Annotated in this window: 15 protein-coding genes; 7 read left to right on the plus strand and 8 right to left on the minus strand. The window is 58.9% G+C overall.

The genetic code is table 11. The annotated features are described in order from the left end of the window. The first annotated feature begins 35 nt into the window (after positions 1 to 35). The gene (locus tag AC1MEE_RS22110; RefSeq protein WP_480411672.1) at positions 36 to 380 is read left to right on the plus strand and encodes a cupin domain-containing protein; all 345 of its coding nucleotides are present in this window, start codon (positions 36 to 38) and stop codon (positions 378 to 380) included. A 90-nt stretch (positions 381 to 470) separates the two neighbouring features. On the opposite strand, the gene AC1MEE_RS22115 is transcribed toward AC1MEE_RS22110, so the two are convergent. From AC1MEE_RS22115 to AC1MEE_RS22135, 5 genes are all read right to left on the minus strand, one after another. After that, on the minus strand, positions 471 to 1,667 hold the full coding sequence (locus AC1MEE_RS22115) for a Fic family protein (RefSeq protein ID WP_480411673.1): 1,197 nt from the start codon (positions 1,665 to 1,667) through the stop codon (positions 471 to 473). 188 nt (positions 1,668 to 1,855) lie between these two features. Next, complete coding sequence (locus AC1MEE_RS22120; RefSeq protein WP_480416299.1) at positions 1,856 to 3,157, minus strand: sensor histidine kinase; 1,302 nt, start codon at positions 3,155 to 3,157, stop codon at positions 1,856 to 1,858. Between the two features lie 24 nt (positions 3,158 to 3,181). Then, positions 3,182 to 6,256 carry an efflux RND transporter permease subunit gene (locus tag AC1MEE_RS22125; protein WP_480411674.1) on the minus strand — a complete coding sequence of 1,025 codons (3,075 nt, stop codon included), beginning with the start codon at positions 6,254 to 6,256 and terminating at the stop codon, positions 3,182 to 3,184. Beyond that, positions 6,253 to 7,458 (minus strand): efflux RND transporter periplasmic adaptor subunit, encoded by a 1,206-nt coding sequence (locus AC1MEE_RS22130; protein ID WP_480411675.1) that lies wholly within the window; start codon positions 7,456 to 7,458, stop codon positions 6,253 to 6,255. The genes AC1MEE_RS22125 and AC1MEE_RS22130 overlap by 4 nt, the downstream gene beginning before the upstream one ends. Then, on the minus strand, positions 7,455 to 8,852 hold the full coding sequence (locus AC1MEE_RS22135; protein WP_480411676.1) for an efflux transporter outer membrane subunit: 1,398 nt from the start codon (positions 8,850 to 8,852) through the stop codon (positions 7,455 to 7,457). The genes AC1MEE_RS22130 and AC1MEE_RS22135 overlap by 4 nt, the downstream gene beginning before the upstream one ends. Before the next feature lie 321 nt (positions 8,853 to 9,173). Between AC1MEE_RS22135 and AC1MEE_RS22140 the strand changes: the two genes are divergently transcribed. Then, positions 9,174 to 10,547: a sensor histidine kinase gene (locus AC1MEE_RS22140; RefSeq protein ID WP_480411677.1), complete on the plus strand. Its 1,374-nt coding sequence runs from the start codon at positions 9,174 to 9,176 to the stop codon at positions 10,545 to 10,547. 371 nt (positions 10,548 to 10,918) lie between these two features. Here AC1MEE_RS22140 and mmsB read toward each other — a convergent pair whose 3' ends face one another. The 3 genes from mmsB to AC1MEE_RS22155 all read right to left on the minus strand — a co-directional run bounded on the left by mmsB (position 10,919) and on the right by AC1MEE_RS22155 (position 14,762). Further along, positions 10,919 to 11,806, minus strand: a complete 888-nt coding sequence (gene mmsB, locus AC1MEE_RS22145) for a 3-hydroxyisobutyrate dehydrogenase (protein WP_480411678.1) — start codon at positions 11,804 to 11,806, stop codon at positions 10,919 to 10,921. 22 nt (positions 11,807 to 11,828) lie between these two features. After that, on the minus strand, positions 11,829 to 13,367 hold the full coding sequence (locus AC1MEE_RS22150; RefSeq protein WP_480411679.1) for a CoA-acylating methylmalonate-semialdehyde dehydrogenase: 1,539 nt from the start codon (positions 13,365 to 13,367) through the stop codon (positions 11,829 to 11,831). A 66-nt stretch (positions 13,368 to 13,433) separates the two neighbouring features. Beyond that, positions 13,434 to 14,762, minus strand: coding sequence for an MFS transporter (locus AC1MEE_RS22155; RefSeq protein WP_480411680.1), 1,329 nt, complete (start codon positions 14,760 to 14,762; stop codon positions 13,434 to 13,436). Between the two features lie 105 nt (positions 14,763 to 14,867). On the opposite strand from AC1MEE_RS22155, the gene AC1MEE_RS22160 reads away from it, so the two are divergent. From AC1MEE_RS22160 to AC1MEE_RS22180, 5 genes are all read left to right on the plus strand, one after another. Beyond that, positions 14,868 to 15,830 (plus strand): LysR family transcriptional regulator, encoded by a 963-nt coding sequence (locus AC1MEE_RS22160; protein ID WP_480416300.1) that lies wholly within the window; start codon positions 14,868 to 14,870, stop codon positions 15,828 to 15,830. A gap of 353 nt (positions 15,831 to 16,183) precedes the next feature. Continuing rightward, on the plus strand, positions 16,184 to 17,035 hold the full coding sequence (locus AC1MEE_RS22165; protein WP_480411681.1) for a sugar phosphate isomerase/epimerase family protein: 852 nt from the start codon (positions 16,184 to 16,186) through the stop codon (positions 17,033 to 17,035). Positions 17,036 to 17,050: 15 nt separating this feature from the next. Further along, positions 17,051 to 18,118, plus strand: coding sequence for an isopenicillin N synthase family dioxygenase (locus tag AC1MEE_RS22170; protein ID WP_480411682.1), 1,068 nt, complete (start codon positions 17,051 to 17,053; stop codon positions 18,116 to 18,118). A gap of 63 nt (positions 18,119 to 18,181) precedes the next feature. Continuing rightward, positions 18,182 to 18,985, plus strand: coding sequence for an ABC transporter substrate-binding protein (locus AC1MEE_RS22175; RefSeq protein WP_480411683.1), 804 nt, complete (start codon positions 18,182 to 18,184; stop codon positions 18,983 to 18,985). Positions 18,986 to 19,042: 57 nt separating this feature from the next. Then, positions 19,043 to 20,554 carry an amino acid ABC transporter permease/ATP-binding protein gene (locus tag AC1MEE_RS22180; protein WP_480411684.1) on the plus strand — a complete coding sequence of 504 codons (1,512 nt, stop codon included), beginning with the start codon at positions 19,043 to 19,045 and terminating at the stop codon, positions 20,552 to 20,554. Positions 20,555 to 20,680: the final 126 nt, after the last annotated feature.

Raw genomic sequence — 20,680 nt, forward strand, 5'->3', positions numbered from 1 at the left:
CGCTGATAACCGCGCGCCCACCTTTTGGAGTTGTCATGACTATGCCGATTACCGTCCTTCGCGATACTCACCCGCTCCCTGTGCTGGATGCCTGCAAATGGGAAAAGCTCGAAGGTGATCCGCACACCGTCAACCTCAATGCTTACACCTCCGAAGACGGCAGCAAGATCATGGGCACCTGGATCTGCACCCCAGGCAAGTGGCGAGTGGACTACGTGAAGTGGGAGTACTGCCACTTCCAGGAAGGCTACTGCATCATCACCCCGGACGGCATGGAGCCGATCCACCTTAGAGCCGGTGACATTTTTATCGTTGAACCGGGCATGAAAGGAACTTGGGAAGTGGTCGAGACGGTGCGTAAGTACTTCGTTTTTGCCTGACAGCTATTTTTTCAACATAAAAGCGCATGGCGGTTTCCATTCCGCCTATGCCACCCGAAAACTGGTGGCTGGGTAAAGTGCACCTGTCACTTAGACCTGCACCATTCGCTGATGCAGATCCGGAAATAGAAGTTGAGCAAACCAGATCGGCAAGCCGGGATACAGGTCCCGCGCCTTAGGAGTCAGGCTCTCTACCAACCCTAGCTCAACCAGCGTTCTTAGTTGATCGGTCGCAACTCGATCAGAAAGACCCGTAAAAACTTTGAAGTCAGCACGGCTCACCGTCCCTTGCGACAGAAGGATTTGGAGAGCCCGTGCGGATTCTAATTTCAATCCGGACTGTCGAACACGCGGCTCCCATTTGAAGATGATGTCGAGACGCTCCTTCATGCTGGAAACATTCATTGCCTGTTCTGTGTAGCGCATTTGATCAAGGCACGTTTCAAGCATGAATCCCACGAACTCAAACAGCCCGGCTTGAGTTAGCTGGCCGCGGCCATCAAGATCGCCACGCCGAGGTTTGTCCGCGTTTGACAGGCGGGCGTAGTACTCATTTTGCTGCCGAGCCAACCCTCGTGAAAGTGACCATAGTGGCGATGCCAAGCCAAGCTTATGGAGCTGAAGGTGAGTGATTAGCCTGATTGTGCGTCCGTTACCGTCAACAAATGGGTGAACCCATGCAAGACGGTGGTGATAAGCCATGGTCGCCAGTAAGCGACTACGCGAATCGGGGAATCGCCCATAGACCTGCTGCATGCGCGTAAGCATTGGAGTGACAACTGTGCACGAAGGAGCTGCGTGGTCACCGACCATGACGTCTTTTCCCGCTTCGTCACGCAATTGACCAGCAACCAATAAACTACCGTCTGCAATTCGCAACTGGTCTTCGGTGACACCATCAAAAAGACGCTTATGCACGCGAGAGATAAACCTGGGATCGAAAACCGCGCTCCATTGAGTGTCGCCGTGAACAGCAAGAGCCCTCTCGAATGCTTCTTGAGCGCCGATATGGGTCATGGCCAATTCTGACAGCTCCTTGCGACTTCGCTTCGGTGCGGAAGGCGCCAGCTTGACCGGCTCAGTAAACTGTCCCTCAATCAAGTTGCTGTAAAAGCTGCTGGTCACCCGCAGCAAACCACCAACGCGGGAAGCCATCTCCGGCGGGATCATGCCGGTCAGTTTGCCGGCTTGAAATGGAACCTCCTCGGCCAGCTTCAAAATTTCAGCGGGAAAGGTAGGCATGAGAGGCTCAAGCCAGTTAATTCCCGCGACCAATGCGACGGCCATATCTACTCCAAATCAGCGGATTTTTTCGCGGATTTAAATCCGCCTGGAAACCCCACACCGAAAGGCCTCTGCGATTAATCGTACCTATTTATCGACGATTAATGCGGATTTTTTTGCGAAATTGTCGTCTAACTGATTGAAGTCGCGTTGCGCGTTTCTGAAGCAAAACAGCTAAAGCAAGACAGCCCTCACAGCGGACCTGCAAGGGCAAATATCGGCATGGGGTCCAACGCCACCTCAAAGCAGCACCCATTCGGCTCCAGACTCCTGAGCGCTACACGCCAGCGTTGGTTCTCGCAGATGCGCTGTACCAGTGAGAGGCCAAGCCCGAGTCCTTCTCCACGCTGTTCGTCACCCCGAACAAAAGGCTGGAACATCGCTTGATGCCACTCCTCCGGGATGCCGATGCCGCTGTCTTCGACCGAAAAACCGCTCGCACTCAAGGTTAGACGGATAAAGCCCGAGTCGGTGTAATGCCAGGCATTGCGCAGCAAATTACCCATCACCGAATGCAAAAGCGTCACGTTGTAAAGGGTCGGTAATGGGTTGCCAGGGATATAGATCAGCTCCAGCCCCTTCTCCGCTATTGGCTTTTTCCAGAGGTCGACCAACTCGTCTGCGACCTCCAAAAGGGTGGCGCGCGGACCATGGCGACTTTCGTTTCCCTCCACTCGCGCCAGCATCAAGAACGTTTCGACCAGCTGACTCATGCCTGTGCTGGCTCGCGCAATGCGTGTCACTTGACCGCGAGAACGCTCGTCGAGGCCAGGGTTTTCCAGCAACAGTTCGCAGGAACTGGCCAGCACCATCAACGGGGTGCGCAGTTCATGGCTGACATCGCTGGTGAACATTTTTTCGCGAACAAGCGCCGCACGCAGGCGCCCCAGAGTGGCATCGAATGCCACGGCGAGTTCCCCGACTTCATCACGGGCATAATCGGGAGACAACGCCGGGGCAAGCTCCAGTATTTGATCGCGGTATCGGACCTGCTGCGACAGGCGCACGACAGGCGCCATGACTCGGCGCGCCAACAGCCTCCCCAACAGAATGGCCAGCAGAATACTGAGAATGAAACCAACGAACACAATCGAGAGCAGAATTCGCTCGCGCTTTTCAAAGTTGCGCTGATCGCGCAGCAATACGTATTTGCGACCGGAAACCGACTCCACCATGGCGTAGTACGCCTTTTCGCCACGGTGCACTTCGTGGAAACCCGTTGTCAGCTCTGTCAAATCTTCGTCCATAGCGAGATCGCCCATGCCGCCCTCGACATAGAACAATTCTTCTTTTTCCGGCTTATGACTCCAGTTAGAGACATAGTCCATGATCAACAGTCGGTGCAGATCCCGCCCAAGGCTGACGGTGTTCAGTTTTTTCTCGACCACGTGTACGGTCACGATAATGCCAACGGCAAAAACGCCGGCCACCAAGACACTCATCAGCGCGAAAACCATGACGATTCGCTGCTTCAGGCTGTGCTTGATGTCCATCGACTTCCAGAATTCTAGAGACATTCAGACTTTTACGAGTGCGGGGAGAACGTCCGGTCGAGTTCGAAGGCGGTTGAACCAGAGGTAAACGACCGGTGTGGTGTACAGCGTCAAAAATTGCGAGACCGCCAGACCGCCGACGATGGCGATACCCAGCGGCTGACGTAACTCAGAACCTGCGCCATGACCGAACGCCAGCGGTACTGCGCCCAGCAACGCGGCCAGCGAAGTCATCAGGATCGGCCGCAAGCGTAACAGACAACCCTCACGTACGGCTTCGCGAGGCGACAAGCCCTGCTTTTCCGCCGCCAGGGTAAAGTCGACGATCATGATCGCGTTCTTTTTGACGATGCCAATGAGCAGGATGATACCAATCATCCCGAGTACCGACAGGTCCTGTCCGCAAATAATCAACGCCAACAGTGCGCCGAAGCCCGCCGATGGCAACGTCGAGATGATCGTCAGCGGATGGATCGCGCTTTCGTACAGCACGCCCAGCACGATATATACAGTCAAGATCGCCGCGAGAATCAGCCATGGCTGGGATTTGAGCGAGTCCTGGAACGCCTGGGCGGCCCCCTGGAAACTGCCCACGACGCTGTCGGGCAGCGCCACCGCCAGTGATGCTTGTTGAATCGCTGTAACGGCCTCGCTCAAGGCATGCCCCGGCGCCAGGTCGAACGACAGCGTGATCGCCGGGAACACACCTTGATGGTTGATGACGATCGGCATCAGTTCGTTCTTGATGTCGGCCAGCAGGTTCAACGGCACCAACGTACCAGAGCTTGAGTGCACGTAGAGATGACCCAATGTCGCAATGGACAGCTGCCAGCTCGGATCGAGTTCCAGGATGACGTGGTTCTGGTCCAGTTGGGTGAACATAGTCGCCACCTGACGCTGGCCGAAGGCGTCATACAACACGTCATCGATTGCCTGCACCGAGACCCCCAGCCGAGCCGCCGTTGCCCGATCGATCACCAGAGTCGCCTGGGTCGCGGCACGTTGTTGGTCGGAGGTGACATGTTGCAACTGCGGCAAGCTCTTGAGCTTGTCCAGAAGGACCCCGCTCCAATGATCCAGCTCGACACTGTTCGGGTCCTGAAGGGTGTACTGGTACTGCGTCTTGCTCGCTCGCCCGCCAATTTGTATGTCCTGGTTGGCCTGCATGAACAGCTTGATGCCGGGGACTTTGTCGAGCTGCGGCTGTAACCGGGCGATCACCTGCTGGGCTGACGCGGTGCGGTCGCTGAAGGGCTTGAGGTTGATCATCACCTTGCCCTGGCTGACCGTCGGGTTCGGTCCGATCCAGAAGTAGACCTTGGCCACCGCCGGGTCCTTACCCACGATCTCAGCGAGGAGACCGACCTGCTCGCGCATCGCCTTGGGCGAAATATCCGGCGCAGCCTCGGCCACACCCTGGATCAAGCCATTGTCCTGCTGCGGGAAAAAGCCCTTGGGGATGTAGACATATAGCGCTGCCGTTGCCACAAACGTCGCCATCGCGACCGCCAGGGTCAGGCGTTGATGATCGAGCACCCAGTCCAGGCTGCGGCGATACCCGTTCAGGATGCCGGTAAATGCGTTTTCGCAGGCCTGCGAGAAGCGCCCGGGACGGGCTTCTTCCTCGTGCTTGAGCAGCCAGGCGCAAAGCATCGGCGTGACGGTCAGCGACACAATGCCCGACATGAGAATCGCCACACTGACGGTGACCGCGAATTCGCGCATGAGCCGCCCGACGATTCCGCCCATCAGCAGAATGGGCAAGAACACTGCAATCAGCGACACCGTCATCGAGATGATGGTGAAGGCCACTTCGCGCAGCCCATCCACCGCGGCCTGCAATCTAGACTTGCCCATTTCCAAGTGGCGGACGATGTTCTCCATCACCACGATGGCATCGTCGACCACAAACCCCACGGCAATCGCCAGGCCCATGATCGACAGGTTGTCGAGGCTGTAACCGAGCAAGTACATCACCGCAAAAGTCGCTACCAGCGAGAGCGGGATCGTCAGGCTCGGGATCAGCGTTGCCGTCGCTTTGCGCAGGAACACGAAAATGACCACGACGACCAGCGCAATGGACAGCAGCAAGGTGAACTGAACGTCGTTGACCGACGCGTTGATGGTCTGCGTGCGGTCGCCTACCACTTGAACCTGAACATCGCGAGGCAGCGAGGCGGTCAGCGTCGGCAAGCGTGATTTAATCGTCGCAATCGTCGACAGAACATTGAAACCGGGCTGTTTGTGGATATCGACAATGATCGTCGGTTGCCCGCCGATGGCAGCCGCCTGCTGCGTGTCTTCGGCACCGTCGATCACCTTGCCCAAGTCACCCAGCTTGATCGGCACACCATTCTTGTAGGCCACGACCTGATCGCGATAGCCCTTGGGATCGAGCAATTGGTCGGTGGCGCCGAGGGTGATTGAACGGTACTGACCGTCGAGACCGCCTTTGGGCTGATCGAGGGTGCTGAGGCCAATCACACTGCGTACGTCTTCCAGCGTCAGACCGCGAGCGGCCAGCGCGTCCGGGTCGATCTGGATCCGCACGGCGGGTTTTTGCTCGCCATGGAAATCCACCATCCCGACCCCAGGCATCTGCGACAGCTGCTGGGCCAGGTAGTTATCGGCATAGCGGTCCAGCTCGGGCAACGTACGGGTCGGTGAGGTGAGGGCCAACGACAGCACGGTAAACTCCGCGGGGTTGACCTTGTTGAACGTCGGCGTACTGGTCATGGTTTTCGGCAGCGTGGCGCTGGCGGTGTTGATCGCCGCCTGCACGTCCTGAGCCGCGCCGTCGATATCACGGGACAGGTCGAATTGCAGCACGATTTGAGTCTTGCCTGCCGCGCTGGTAGAGGTCATCGAGGTGACCTGCGGCACTGCCGAGAACGCTCTCTCCAGCGGAGTCGCCACCGAGGTCGCCATGGTTTCGGCACTGGCCCCGGACAATTTCGCGGTGACCTGAATGGTGGGGAAATCCACGGTCGGCAACGGTGCCACCGGCAACTGGAAGTACGCGAAGCTGCCCAGCAGCATCACCCCCAGCGCCAGCAGGCTGAGGCCTACGCGACGCGGAATCAGGCTCGACAGGTTCATCGACGAACCTCCAGATTGGCAGTCGACTGCAGCTCGGCAGGTGCTTGAGCGATGCTTGCATCGGTCTTGACCGCCGAGACCCGAACGCCGGGCGCGATCCGCGATTGCCCCTGCACGACGACGGTTTCGCCGAGCGCCAGACCTTGGCGAATCCATTGTTGACCGGCCACCACCGACGAGGCTTCGACCTGACGCGGCTCCACCCGTTGATCAGCATTGACGACGTACACGAACGGGCCTTTCTGCCCTTCCTGCACGGCGGTGGCGGGTACTACCGTGGCATCGCGCTGGGTGTGCAATAGCACCCGCGCGCTGACCAATTGGCCAGGCCACAACTGGCTTTGAGCATTGTCGAACTCGGCCTTGAGCTGGATCTGCCCACTGGCGGCCGACACCTGACTGTCGATGAAACTGAGATGGCCGGTGGCGATCTGCTTTTTGCCGTCACGCGTCACGGCCACCACTTGCAGTGCCTGTCGGGCGTTCTCCTTGAGTATTTCGGGCAGGTCGTCTTGAGAGACTGAAAAGGCTACCGAAATCGGATTCATCTGGGTAATGGTCACCAGTCCGGTGGCCTCCGCGCCATGGGCAATAGAGCCGACGTCCAGCAAGCGTTGTCCGGTGCGTCCGGTCAGCGGCGCGTTGACCTGGGTAAAGCTCAGCTGCAGCCGAGCGTTATCGAGCGCCGCCTGATCCGCCTGGACAGTCGCCTGTTGGGCCGCCAGCTGGGCGCGGAACGTGTCCACATCCTGCGTAGGGCCCGCCTTGGCCTGCGCCAGTTTGCTGGCCCGATCAAGATTGACCCGCAGGTTCGCCAGTTGCGCCTGATCCTTGGCCACCAGTGCCACGGCCTGCGCCACCTGGGCCTGATAGACCCGGGGGTCGATCTGCGCCAATTGACTGCCCGCAGTGACCATTTGGCCCTCGGTAAACAGCACCTTTTGCAACTCACCATCAACCCGCACGCGCACGTTTACGCTGTTGAGCGGTTGCACGTTGCCAATGGCGTCGAGCCAGATGGGCAGGTCCTGTTGCTGGACTTGCTGCATGTTTACCGGGACTGCGGAATCCTGTTGGCCGACCGGCGCGGCCTGAGTCCGCGCTGCCCAGGCGTATCGAGCCAGCAGCGCCACGATGATCATCACGACGGCCAGCCCAAGAAGACGCCAACGTAGAGGCAAAGCGGATGGCATGAGGTTCATGGATGAGTGGCCTTAAAGGTGGATGAAGAAGACATCGAGGTTGTCGAATCGGCGGCAAGGGTCGCGGACGTGAAATCGCCGCCCAATGCCCGAAACAAACCGACCGCGGCCTGCAAATGCTGCAAGCGCACTTGCAACAGGCTGTCCTCAGCCTGGTACTGGGTGCGCTCGACAATTAACAGCGTCTGGAAATCGGTGGAGCCCAGTCGATAACGGACTTGCGCCAGCCGGGCGGCTTCGCGCGCGGAAGTGACTGCGGCCTGATTCAGCGCATAGGTCTGATCGAGCTGATGTGCAGCGCTGAGTTGCGTCTCCACGTCTTGCAGGGCCTCGATCACTGACTCCCGGTAACTGGCGGTCAATTCCTGGGCGTGGGCCTGATCGACATGCAATTGACCTGTGAGCTGCCCGCCAGCGAACACCGGTTGGGCCAGTGTGCCGATGGCACTCCAGATACGGCCACCCGTGAGGGTGTCGATACCGCCCGTCAGGTCCAGTGAAAGATTGGGAAGAAACGCCGCCCGTGCGACACCCACATCGAAATTGGCAGACTTCAATCGAGCCTCGGCCGCTTGCACGTCCGGGCGTTGCCGCAACAGGCCGATGGGCAATCCGGTGTCCGGGTGCGGAACCGCGAGATCTTGCAATCCGGTTTGATGAACCTGGAAGCCTTGCGGCGGGACGCCCACCAGAACGGCAAGCTGGTACAGCGCCTGATCGCGTTGCTGACGCAATGGCGGCATTGCGGCCTGGAACGTCTGCAAGGCGTTGCGCTGCTGTTCGACCTCCAGGTTGGAAACAGCGCCTTGAGTGGCCTGGAACTCGACCAGCGTCAGCACCTGCTGCGCATCGTCGGCAATCGACTGGGCAAGGCGCAGCCGATCATCCAGCGACAACACCTGGAAATACGTAGTGGCGATGGTCGCGCCCAGGGTCATGCGAAGCGTCTGGGCATCGAACACGCTCGCGTTCGCCAGCGCTGTGGAGGAATCAGCCGCTGCCCGCGCCTTGCCCCAGAAATCAACCTCGTAGGTGGCATCGGCAAACACGCTGCGTTTTGCAGTGGTCCCGTAATTGTTCTGGCGCTGAAAACTACCGCCAAGGGACAGCAACGGGTACTGCGCCGCCCCCGCGACCTGTGCCAGGCCACGCGCTTCATCGATCCGGCTCATGGCAGCCTTGAGGGTGTAATTTTCATTCAAACCCTTGGCGATCAGTCCGTCGAGTTCCTGGTTGTGAAACTCTTTCCACCACGGCCCGCCTGACGCTGGCGCAGTTTCACCCTGCGCACCGGTCCACGTCGAAGCGAGCGGCACGTCGGGCTGGTTGTAAGACGGAACCAGAGAACAGCCGCCCAGCAGCAGCCATCCGGCGAACACCAGTGATCTGGACATTCGTCTAGGCGATAAACGCTGCGTGAGCGCCGGCGGTAGCGTTGCGGCTGGCATGTGCTGATTTTCCCCGTTAACCCTGGTGGCATGACCCACGAATGGCACAAAGATAGCGAGCGGCTACTGTCAGAGCGTTCCTCTGAACCTAAACAATTGTTTAGGTAGCCGACACCCGCAAGGGTCCGGATCCCCCCCGAACCATGCAGATCAGCTTATTCATGTCGATGCGACCTTCCCGTTCACGGCGCTTTGGCACACTATGCGAACTGTTACGGGGACAGTGCTCCGTCCTCGCCTTCTATTTCGAGACCGGCCTAGCGTCCAATGTTCTCCGCTCACCTGAGAGAAATCCCCCGCACCATCAGCTTCCGAACCGGGTTGATGTTTCTGGCCCTGTTCGGCTGTTCGTTTCTCGCCCTGTTCGGCTATATCTACTGGCAAACCGCCGTCTACCTGAAAGCCGAAGCTGACACCGCCCTGCACCGGCAAATCGATAATCGCAGCCAGCAACCGCCCGTTTTACGCGAGCAGGAAATACTCAAGCACGATAGTCAGGACGTGGACGGACGTTTGCCCCACGCGTTGTTCGATGAAAAGGGCAATTACATTGCCGGGGCGATCCATACGCTGCCGGCATTCAAGGCGTATGACAAACCCGACGAATTCATCTGGGAGAAACCCAGCGGCCACAAAAGACCCATACGTTTCATGGTTCATCGACTCGACGACGGCAACACGCTGCTGGTCGCGCAGGACATGCACGACATCCATGAATTCGATGAACTGCTGGTCAATGCGTTGATTTCCGGTGGCTGTCTGCTGCTGATCGTCGGCCTGATCGGCGCGATCATGCTGGGATACTCGGCCCGACGCCGGCTCGACACGCTCAGCAACTCAATCAAAGGCATCATCGAGGGTGACTTGAGCGGACGCTTGCCGACCCGAGGCAACCGCGACGACATCGACCGTATCGCTAACGTGGTCAATGGCATGCTCAATGAACTGGAGCGTCTGATGAGCGAAGTCAAAGGCGTCTGCGACGACATCGCACACGATCTGCGCACGCCTCTCACCCGCCTGATCGCCGGGCTGGAACGCGCCCAGAGACGAGGCCAGCGCGAAGATGGATACGATTACTCCGCGACCATCGATTCAGCCATTACCGAAGCCCGCGGCCTGCTTCAGACCTTCCGCGCCTTGCTGCGTATCTCGGAAATCGAAGACAGCGCCCGACGCAGCAATTTCACTCAGGTAGACCTCAACCGGATCGGTGCAGACGCCACAGAGTTCTTCGAGCCGCTGGCTGAAGAGCGCGGCATCGCCCTGAGTTTCGACCCCGCGCCGACACCCACGGTCCTATCGGGTGACGCTCAATTGCTGTTTGATGCGCTCTGCAACTTATTGGACAACGCCATCAAGTTTTCTCCGGACAACGGCCGAATCCAGGTCACCGTGATCAATGGACCAGACGGTGCAGGCCTGCGCGTCAGCGATAACGGGCCCGGTATCCCGTCAGCAGAACGCGAAGCGGTTTTCCGGCGTTTGTACCGCTCCGAATCCAGTCGTCACACCGCAGGAAACGGGCTTGGACTGAGCATGGTGGCGGCGGTCGCCCGCCTGCACGACATGACACTGCAAGCGCACGATGCCGAACCGGGTTGTCAGATTGATTTGATGGGAAGACGTCATTCGGCGTGAGGTGAGTTTTGCTTCAATCAAGATATAAATGTTTGAAATATAAGACTTGGAGTTTCGCGAATCTGTAGGAGATCACGCCCCGTCTTCGACGCCGCGCTGTCGCGTAGCAAACTGGGTCTCGATTCTGCCCGGAGGGCGTAGGAGCTGACTTGTCTGCGAAAAGGGCCGAAGGACCTTCCTGCGGTGGTGAATTCACCATTTTTGCCAGCGCTTCGGTCGAGCGCGACCCCGGACGGATCGCAGACAAGTCAGCTCCTACAGGGGGCCGAGTTTGCTACGCGACAGCGCGGCGTCGTAGACGGTACGAGAGTGATTTTTTCTCAAAAAAAACGGCTGCCCTCTCTTCGAGACCAGCCGTTTCTGGGTTGCGCTTACTCAGGCTTGCGATACGCCTCGACAATCGCCGAGAAGTCCTTGCCGCCTTCGCCGCGCAGGCTCATCGCCTGATACAGCTGTTGCGCCATGGCACCTAGAATCACCGGCTGATGGGCCACCCGTGCAGCTTCGGTCGCCAACCCCAGATCCTTGAGCATCAGCTCCGCACCAAAGCCACCGGTATACCCGCGCGAGGCCGGTGCGGTTTCAACGATGCCCGGCCATGGGTTGTAGACCTCGGAACTCCAGCAACGCCCGGTGGAGCTGTTGATGATGCTGGCCAGAACGCCAGTATCGATCCCTAACGTATTGCCCAGCGCCATGGCCTCGGCGACGCCGATCATGGAAATGCCCAGCAGCATGTTGTTGCAGATCTTGGCGATCTGCCCGGTGCCAATGTCGCCGCAGTGGACGATGTTCTTGCCCATCTGCGCCAATACCGGCTTCAGCACTTCGAAGTGTTCCGCGCTGGCGCCGACCATAAAGGTCAGGGTGCCGGCTTGCGCACCACCGGTGCCGCCAGAAACAGGTGCATCGCCCAGTACCACACCTTGCCTGGCCGCAACTGTCGCGATATCGCGGATGGTCTGCGGATCAATGGTGCTGCAATCCACCGCCGGTACGCCCCGCGCGATACCAGCCAGCACCCCGTCTTCATTCAGGTACACGCTGCGCACATGCGCGGCAGCCGGCAGCATGGTGATGACCAGCTCGCTGCCTTGGGCCGCGTCCTTGGGCGAAGCACTGATATGACCGCCCAATGCGGCGAGTTCGGCCAGCACGGTTTTATTGAGGTCAAACAGGTTCAACAGGTGACCGGCCTTGATCAGGTTGCGGGCCATGGGCGCACCCATGTTGCCGAGGCCGATAAATGCGATTTTCATTGTCGTTCTCCTATCAGGCGACTTAGCGCAGATTGATCGTGGTGTTCACGCCATCGTTCACGCTGTCGTCGTCGAACCAACGGCTGGTCACCGTTTTGGTCTGAGTATAGAACTGCACCACTTGTTTGCCGTACGGGCCCAGATCACCGAGTTTCGAACCACGCGAGCCGGTGAAGCTGAAGAACGGGACTGGCACCGGAATCGGGATGTTGATGCCCACCTGACCGACATCGATCTCGTTCTGGAACTTGCGCGCCGCCGCACCACTTTGGGTGAACAGGCCCGTGCCGTTGCCGTACGGGTTGGCGTTGACCATCGCAATTGCCTGATCAAGGGTGTCGACTTCCAGCACCACCAGCACTGGGCCGAAGATTTCGTGGGTGTAAATCTTCATGTCGGTGGTCACGCCAGAGAACAGGGTCGGACCGACGAAGTTGCCTTCTTCGAACCCAGGCACCGTGATCTCACGACCATCCAGCTCCAGCTTGGCGCCTTCGCGGATGCCGCTTTCGATCAGGCCCAGCACGCGCTCCTTGGCGCGCTTGGAAATCAGCGGACCGACATCAGTGCCCGCTTCGCTACCGGCGTTGACCTTGAGTTTCTGCGCCAGCGTCTTGAGATCCGGCAGCCATTGTTTTGCCGCACCCACCAAGACCACCACAGAGGTCGCCATGCAACGCTGACCGGCCGCACCAAAACCGGCACCGACCAGCGCATTGAGGGTCTGCTCGCGATTGGCATCCGGCAGCACCACTGCGTGGTTTTTTGCGCCCATCATCGATTGCACGCGTTTGCCGTGCTTGCCAGCCAGGTTGTAAACGTGGGTGCCGACTTCGGTCGAGCCGACGAAGGACACGGCCTTGATGTCTTTGTGGGTGCAGATGCCATCCACCACTTCTTTACCGCCATGCACCACGTTGAGCACGCCGGCTGGCACGCCTGCCTCAACCGCCAGTTCCACCAGCAGCATGGTCGACAGCGGGTCTTGCTCGGACGGTTTGAGGACGAAGGTGTTACCGCAGGCGATGGCCATCGGGAACATCCACAGCGGAATCATTGCCGGGAAGTTGAAAGGCGTGATCCCGGCGCAGACGCCGATAGGTTGACGCAGGGTGTGGGTATCGACGCCGCCCGCGACGTTTTCGGAGAATTCGCCCATCTGCAAGGTGCCAATGGAGCACGCGTGTTCGACCACTTCCAGACCGCGGAAGATGTCGCCTTCAGCATCGGCGATGGTCTTGCCTTGTTCGGCGCTAAGCACAACGGCGATACGCTTGGAGTGTTCACGGATCAACGCCTGGAGCTTGAGCATGATGCGCATCCGCGCACCGATGGGCGTGTGGCGCCAGGTCTTGAAGGCTGTCGCGGCGGCGGCAACGGCGGCATTCACTTCAGCCTCGGTGGCGAAAGGGACTTGGGCCAGTACTTCCTGAGTGGCCGGGTTGACGATGTCGCGCCATTCGTTGGTTTGCGAGTCGACCCATTCACCACCGATCAGCAGTTTGACGCGGTCCACGGCGGTGTTGCTCTTACTGATAGAAGGGTTCAGTGAAGCGTTCATTGAGGTTCTCCCTGGATACGAGCGGCCCGGTATGGGCGGCAAAAAAGTCAGATCAAGCGAATGCGGTCATGACGCGCGGTGCCGCGCCGGGTCGGGCTTCATCAGCGCGGTGCAGAACAGCGCCACCACGCCCATGCCGATCAGATAAACGATGACGTAATGAGGACTACCATCAGCGTAGGCCAACAATTTGGTGGCGATCATCGGTGCGAAGCCGCCACCCAGTACCCCTGCCAGTTGCACCGAGACCGAAATGCCGCTGTAGCGGATTTCCGCTGGAAACTGCCGGGCAAACAGCAGTGACTCCGGCGCATACAGAATCGGAAACACCACGCCGACCGCCAGCACCATGGCCCACCAGACCAACAGCGGCTCGCGGGTGCCGAGCATGGAGAAGAACGGATAGACGAAGGCGCAGAGCAGCAACAGCCCGGCAAAATACAGGCGGCGCTGCCCGACCTTGTCTGACAGGTGCCCGCACAACGGCATGGTGATCAGCGACAGAGCCGCGCCGGCGGTGATGGCGTTGAGCACATCGCCACGCGGGATCTGCAACTGGTTGGCGGCGTAAGCCAGAGCGAAGGTCACCGACATATAGAACCAGGCGTTTTCTGCGGTGCGCGCGCCGATGATGGTCAGGGTTTCGCGCGGGTGATTGCGCAACACCTGGAACAGCGGAACCTTGACCGCAATGTTCTGCTTTTTCAGTTTTTCGAAGTCCGGTGATTCCGGGACTTTCAGACGGATCAGCCAGCCGACGCCGAGCAACACGATGCTGGCGATAAACGGCAGGCGCCAGCCCCAGCTGAGCATGTCCGCTTCCGGCAGTTTGGCGACCAGCCCCATGGCCAGCGACGCCAGCACCAGGCCGGCACCGACACCGGTTTGCGGCAGGCTGCCGTAAAAACCTTTCTTGCCTTCGGGCGCATGTTCGACGGCCATCAACACCGCCCCGCCCCATTCACCGCCGACCGCCATGCCTTGCAGGAAGCGCATGAGCACCAGAATCAACGCGGCCCAATAGCCGATCTGATCGTAGGTAGGAATCAGGCCAATGACGATGGTCGGAATCCCCATCATCAGCAGCGTCAGCAACAGCATCGACTTGCGCCCGATACGGTCACCGAAGTGGCCGAAGATAATGCCGCCCAACGGCCGGCCGAGAAATCCCACAGCATAGGTAGCGAAGGCTGCCAATACACCGGTGATCGGGTCCAGAGCGGGGAAAAATATCTTGTTGAAGATGAGCGCAGCAGCAGTGCCGTAGAGGAAAAAGTCGTACCACTCGATGGTCGTGCCGGCCATGCTTGCCATACCGGCAAGCCGATAGGGTTTGGCTTTCTTCGCAGGGCTGGCAGCGGTTGCGCCAGCGTCCACAGTTGTAGCGTTCTTCATAAACTCCTCCGCTTATTATTTTTGTGCAGGGTGTTATGGCGTGTGACGTTTTGGAGTATAGATGTGCAAACTTCTAATAAGAACGCACATAAAAGCCGGATCAACATGCAAAAAAACATCACATCTTTGAACCTGCTCAATTGGGATGACCTGAAGTTTTTCCTTGAGGTCGCCCGCACCCGTAAAGCCAGCACCGCAGCCAAACGCCTGGCGGTGGACTACACGACGGTGTCCCGAAGGATCAATTCGCTGGAAGGCTCACTGGGCACGTTGCTGTTCGAGAAGTCGCGTAATAACGGCTTTATCCTGACGGCCGAAGGCCTGCGTTTACTGGGCTATGCCGAGTCGATCGAGAGCACCCTGCACCTGGCCTGCGAGCAGGTATCGGGGTCGGGCGTGGCGTTATCCGGCCATGTACGCATGGGCTGCACCGAGGGGTTTGGCACCTTCTTTATCACACCGCAACTGACTCGCTTCCTTGAGGCTTATCCGGCTATTTCGGTGGATATCCTGCCGCTGCCGCACTTCATCAGCCTGTCCAAGCGCGAGGCGGATATCGTCATCGCTCTGGAACGCCCCGAGCATGGGCCTTATGTCTGCTGCAAGCTGTGCGACTACAACCTGAGGTTATATGCGACGCAGGAATACCTCGACCGCCACCCGCCGATCCAGCACAGCGCGGACCTGGCTGATCATCAGTTCATCAGTTATGTCGACGACCTGGCCTTCAGCTCGGAGCTGCTTTATCTAAGCAATCTACTGCCCGGCGCCAGCGCGCATTTGCGCAGCACCAGCGTCATCGCCCAGTACGTGGCGGCGTTACAAGGTCGGTCACTGGCGATCCTGCCGTGTTTTCTGGCGGCACAGGACCCACGCTTGCTGCCGGTGCTGGAGAGCGAAGTGAACATCACCCGACAATTCTGGATGTACTGCCGAGAGGACCTGCGCAAGCTCAAGCGGATTACCTTGTTGTGGGATTACATCAGGGCCGTGACCGAACAGAATCAGGGGCTATTGCTCGGGAAGACTCAGGAAATGCTGTTTGCGGACCAGCCGGGTAAACACTAACCCTGTGTAGGAGCGGGCTTGCCCGCGATAAGGTCGGCACGACCTTCAGTCTTCTCAAGAACACGACCGCTTCGCGGCCGATCGCGGGCGAGCCCACTCCTACAGTTGATTGCGCCGCCCAAAAGATAGTTTAGAAATCTCTGAACTATCGATTTGAGGTTTCCTATTCTTAGATGCCATTGAGCCTGCCTAATATCGGCATAAGAGCGAGCACTCCCCGTGACTCGCCCGGGACCGGATACGCAGAGATCCGGCCCAAAGAAGATTGCCTTTTCAGCTACTGCCCATCGTTGCCGACTAGGCTTATGCCGTTGTCGTGCTATGCCATAGCCGAGGAATCTTTGAGGTCTTCGATGAAACTGGACATTTTTCGTACGCTCTGGGGCTATACCGCGAGCAAAACCCAAGCGCTGGAAGAACTGCTGGAGGCCGGATTCGACGGCATGGAAGCCCGCCTGCCGCTGGAAGCCAGCGAGCGCGCAGAGTTCGCCACCTTTTTGCGGGCCAATCAGCTCGGTTATATCAGCACCGTTTTCACCGCCTACGACGTCTTGCCTGAACAGGCCGCACCGGTCGCCGAACACCTGGTCGATCTGGATAAAAAGCTCGCCTGGGCCACCGAACTGTCGCCGCGTTTCGTCAATGTGCTGGCCGGCAATGACCGCTGGCAGTTGCCGCAACAAGTCGACTTCTTCGGTCAAGCGCTGGACCTGGCGCGCAAGCACGGCCAGGTGTGCAGCTTCGAAACCCATCGTTCGCGCTCGCTGTTCAACCCGTGGGTCACCCTCGAATTGATCCGCCAGCTGCCCGATCTACTGTTCACTAGTGACATCAGCCACTGGATCGTCACCTGCGAGCGCCTGCTCAACGACCCCGAAGATGACCTCGGCGCATTCATCGAACGCGTCCATCACATTCAGGCCCGGGTCGGCTACGACCAAGGCCCGCAAGTTCCGCACCCGGCCGCGCCGGAATACGCCAAAGAGCTGGCTTTCCATCAGCAGCACTGGGAAGCGATCTGGCGTTCGCAAAAAGCCCGCGGCTATCAGGTCAGCACCCTGACCCCGGAATTCGGCGCCGACGGCTACCTGCATCACCTGCCGTTCACCAATGTGCCCGTGGCCGATTTGTGGTCGCTGAATGTGTGGATGGGCCAGACCGAGCGTGAGCATTTCCAGCGTTTCACTCAATCGACCAGCCTTTGAAGGAGCGTTTTCGTCATGCCTGATCTCTCCCACACCACGGCGCCCTCGGTCGCTGCCAACTTCAACAGCATTCCGGTGGTGGACATTGCCGGTCTGTTCAGCGCCGACCTGGCCCAGCGTCAGGCAGTCGCCGAGCAGCTGGGTGCCGCCGCCCGCGAAGTCGGTTTTCTGTACATCAAGAACCACGGCATCGAGACACAACTGATCAAAGGCCTGTATCAGGCGGCCAAGGATTTTTTCGACCAATCCTTCGACACCAAGATGCAGCACTACATCGGTACCTCAAAGACCCACAAGGGTTTCGTGCCCGAGGGCGAAGAGGTCTATGCCAAGGGCAAGCCCGACCACAAGGAAGCCTTCGACATCGGTTTCGAAGTGCCCGCCGACGACCCGCTGGTGCTGGCCAACACGCCACTGCTGGGGCCCAACGAATGGCCGCTGCTGCCTGGTTTCAAAGAATCGGTACAAGCCTATTACGCAGCGATCTTTGCCCTCGGCCGCAAACTGTTCGGCGGTTTCGCCCTGGCATTGGGCCTGAAAGAGGACTATTTCGATGCGATGGTCACGCGCCCACCGTCCAAACTACGGCTGATCCACTACCCTTTCGATAGCGCCGCGCAGGACGCGCCCGGCATTGGTGCGCACACCGATTACGAGTGCTTCACGATATTGCTGGCCAACAAACCGGGCCTGGAAGTCATGAACGACCAAGGCCAGTGGATTGACGCACCGCCAATCGAGGACGCTTTCGTGGTCAACATCGGTGACATGCTGGAGGTCATGACCGCTGGTGCGTTCGTTGCTACGGCCCATCGGGTCAGGACAGTGAGCGAAGAGCGTTATTCCTTCCCACTGTTCTACGCTTGCGACTTCCACACCCAGATCAAGCCACTGCCCAGCTTCGCCCAGGCCGGCAAGGACTACGAGGAAATCGCCATTGGTGAACACATGTTCGGCCAGGCCCTGCAAACCTATCAGTACCTGCGCAAACGAGTGGAAAACGGCGAGATCACGCTGCCGGAAAAAGCCCGCAAACCGTCGAGCTTCGGCCACCTGAAAAACCAGGTCGCGGAACAGCCGTAAAACAACCCTTTGCACGATTCAATTGATCAATACCGACATTTTCCTACCGTGGAGTCACCGACGATGCGCAACAAAAACAACACTGCTGTCCGCTTGACCGTACTTGCCGTTGCCGCACTCGGCGCAACCCTGGCCCAGGCCGCCACTACCGTGACGCCGGGGCAATTCAAAGTCGGTATGGAGATCACCTACCCACCGTTCGAGTCCTATGACAAAGACAAGAACGTGGTCGGCTCCGACCCTGAGCTGTCCAAACTGCTGGCCAAGCACATGGACCTCAAGACCGAGTTCGTCGACACCAAGTTTCCGAGCCTGATGCTCAGCCTCAATTCCGGTCACTACGACGCGATCATTTCCGGGATGTACATCACTCCCGAACGCCAGACCCAGGCTCAAACCATCGCCTACGCCAAAACCGGCGCAGCGATCATGGTGCTCAAGGACAGCCCGGCGAAACCGAAAGTACCGGAAGACCTTTGCGGCATGAAAATCGGTCTGGAAAAAGGCACGACCTGGGTGGCCCAGTTCAACAAGCTGTCCACTGATTACTGCGTAGCGAACAACAAGGGCCCGATCGCTGTGAGCGAGTTCCCGTCAGCGCCGGAAGTGACCCAGGCGCTGCTGTCCGGCAACGTTCAGGCCCAGGTTGAAATCGACGGTGCCGCTGGCATGATCGCCGCGCATACCAATGGCCGCGTGGTGGTCAGCACCGAGCACTCGATCTACCAGCAAACCCTGGGCATTTTCGTCAAGAAAGGCAACGACGCGCTGTACCAGGCCTTGCTCAAGGCCTTCGACGAGAGCAAAAAAAGCGGCGAATATGCGGCCCTCTTGAAGAAATACAACCTCGAAGAACCCGCCATCTGATTCCTCTCCCCGTTTGACCTGCCAGCCTCCCTGTGAGGCTGGCAGCCTGAGGTGTACATGCAATTCGACTGGTCCTACTTTTTCTCTCTATTCTCGGTGTCGGACTTCTGGGAGTCCTGTATCACGGTGATCGAGCTCAGCGCCCTGAGCTGGTTCATCGGCATGCTGCTGGGCTTTCTGCTGGCCTCGGCCAAGCTCTCGACAGCACGTTGGCTGAGCATTCCGGCGTCAATTTACATTTGGTTCTTTCGCAGCGTCCCGCTACTGGTGTTGGTGGTGTTCGTCTACAATCTGCCGCAGCTGTTTCCGGTCACCCGCGAGGTGTTATCCAACCCCTTCTATTCCGGCTTGTTCGCCTTGGTGGTGACCGAGGCGGCGTATATGGCGGAGATCCATCGCGGCGGCCTGATTTCGGTGGCCAAAGGGCAGAAAGAAGCCGGACGTGCTCTGGGCGTGGGCTGGGTCGGCATGGAACGGCTGATCGTCATCCCACAAGCCTTTCGGATTTCCCTGCCAACGCTGATCAACGAATACATCACCGTGGTCAAACTGACGTCACTGGTCTCGGTCATCTCGCTGACCGAGTTGCTGACCGTTGGTCAGCGTCTGTATGCGCAAAATTTCCTGGTGATGGAAACCCTGTCCGCGGTGGCGGTGTATTACGTGCTGATCGTCAGTGTGTTCGGCTGGCTGTTGCAACGCCTGGAACAGCACCTGGAACTGAACAACCGCAAACCACAGACCCTCGACGAACCCAGTCTGATGCGACTGCGCACGAGCCTGACGCCGCCCTTGAGCGAAGCCCGTCGTCAGATCAGTTCCGCCACCGTGCCAGCGCTGAAACTGCTGAACATCCACAAAAGCTATGGTCTGCATGAAGTGCTCAAGGGCATCGATCTGGAGGTGAACACCGGTCAGGTGATTTCCATTATCGGCCCGTCCGGCTCCGGCAAGACCTCGCTGATCCGCACCATCAACGGCCTGGAAACCATCGATCAGGGCGAAATCATTCTGTTTGGCGAACGCTTTATCCTCGCAGGCGACAAACCCAACAACCCACAGATCCGCCGTGGTGTGCAGCGTATCGGCATGGTCTTTCAGAGCTTCAACCTGTTCCCGCACCGCACCATTGTCGACAACGTCACCCTGGCGCCGCGCTATCACGGCAACGAGCGGCACCTGAGTGAGCACCGTGCCTATGCACTACTGGATAAGGTCGGCCTGCTGGCCCACGCCCACAAATACCCGCATCAACTGTCCGGCGGCCAGCAACAACGGGTCGCCATCGCACGCGCCTTGGCGATGGACCCGCAGATCATGCTGTTCGACGAACCCACCTCCGCCCTCGACCCGGAGCTGGTCGGCGACGTGCTGAATGTCATCCGCGACCTGGCCAATGAAGGCATGACCATGCTCATCGTCACCCATGAAATGGAATTCGCCATGTCGATCTCCGACCGGGTGATATTCATGGAGAACGGCAACATTCAGGTGGATGCCTCGCCGCGAGTAATACGCGCCCAGGACGCGGGTGACCGGGTCCGGCGGTTTATGGGGGTGGTTCAATAGTTGGATGAAGTGACGCCTAGCGTCAATCGCAGCTTTTGCGCCAGGCAGAGATCCGGTGGGAGATGCCGCCCCGTCTTCGACGCCGCGCTGTCGCGCAGCAAACTGGGGCCCTGTAGGAGCTGCCGA

Source organism: Pseudomonas sp. ASL3 (genome assembly GCF_056680425.1).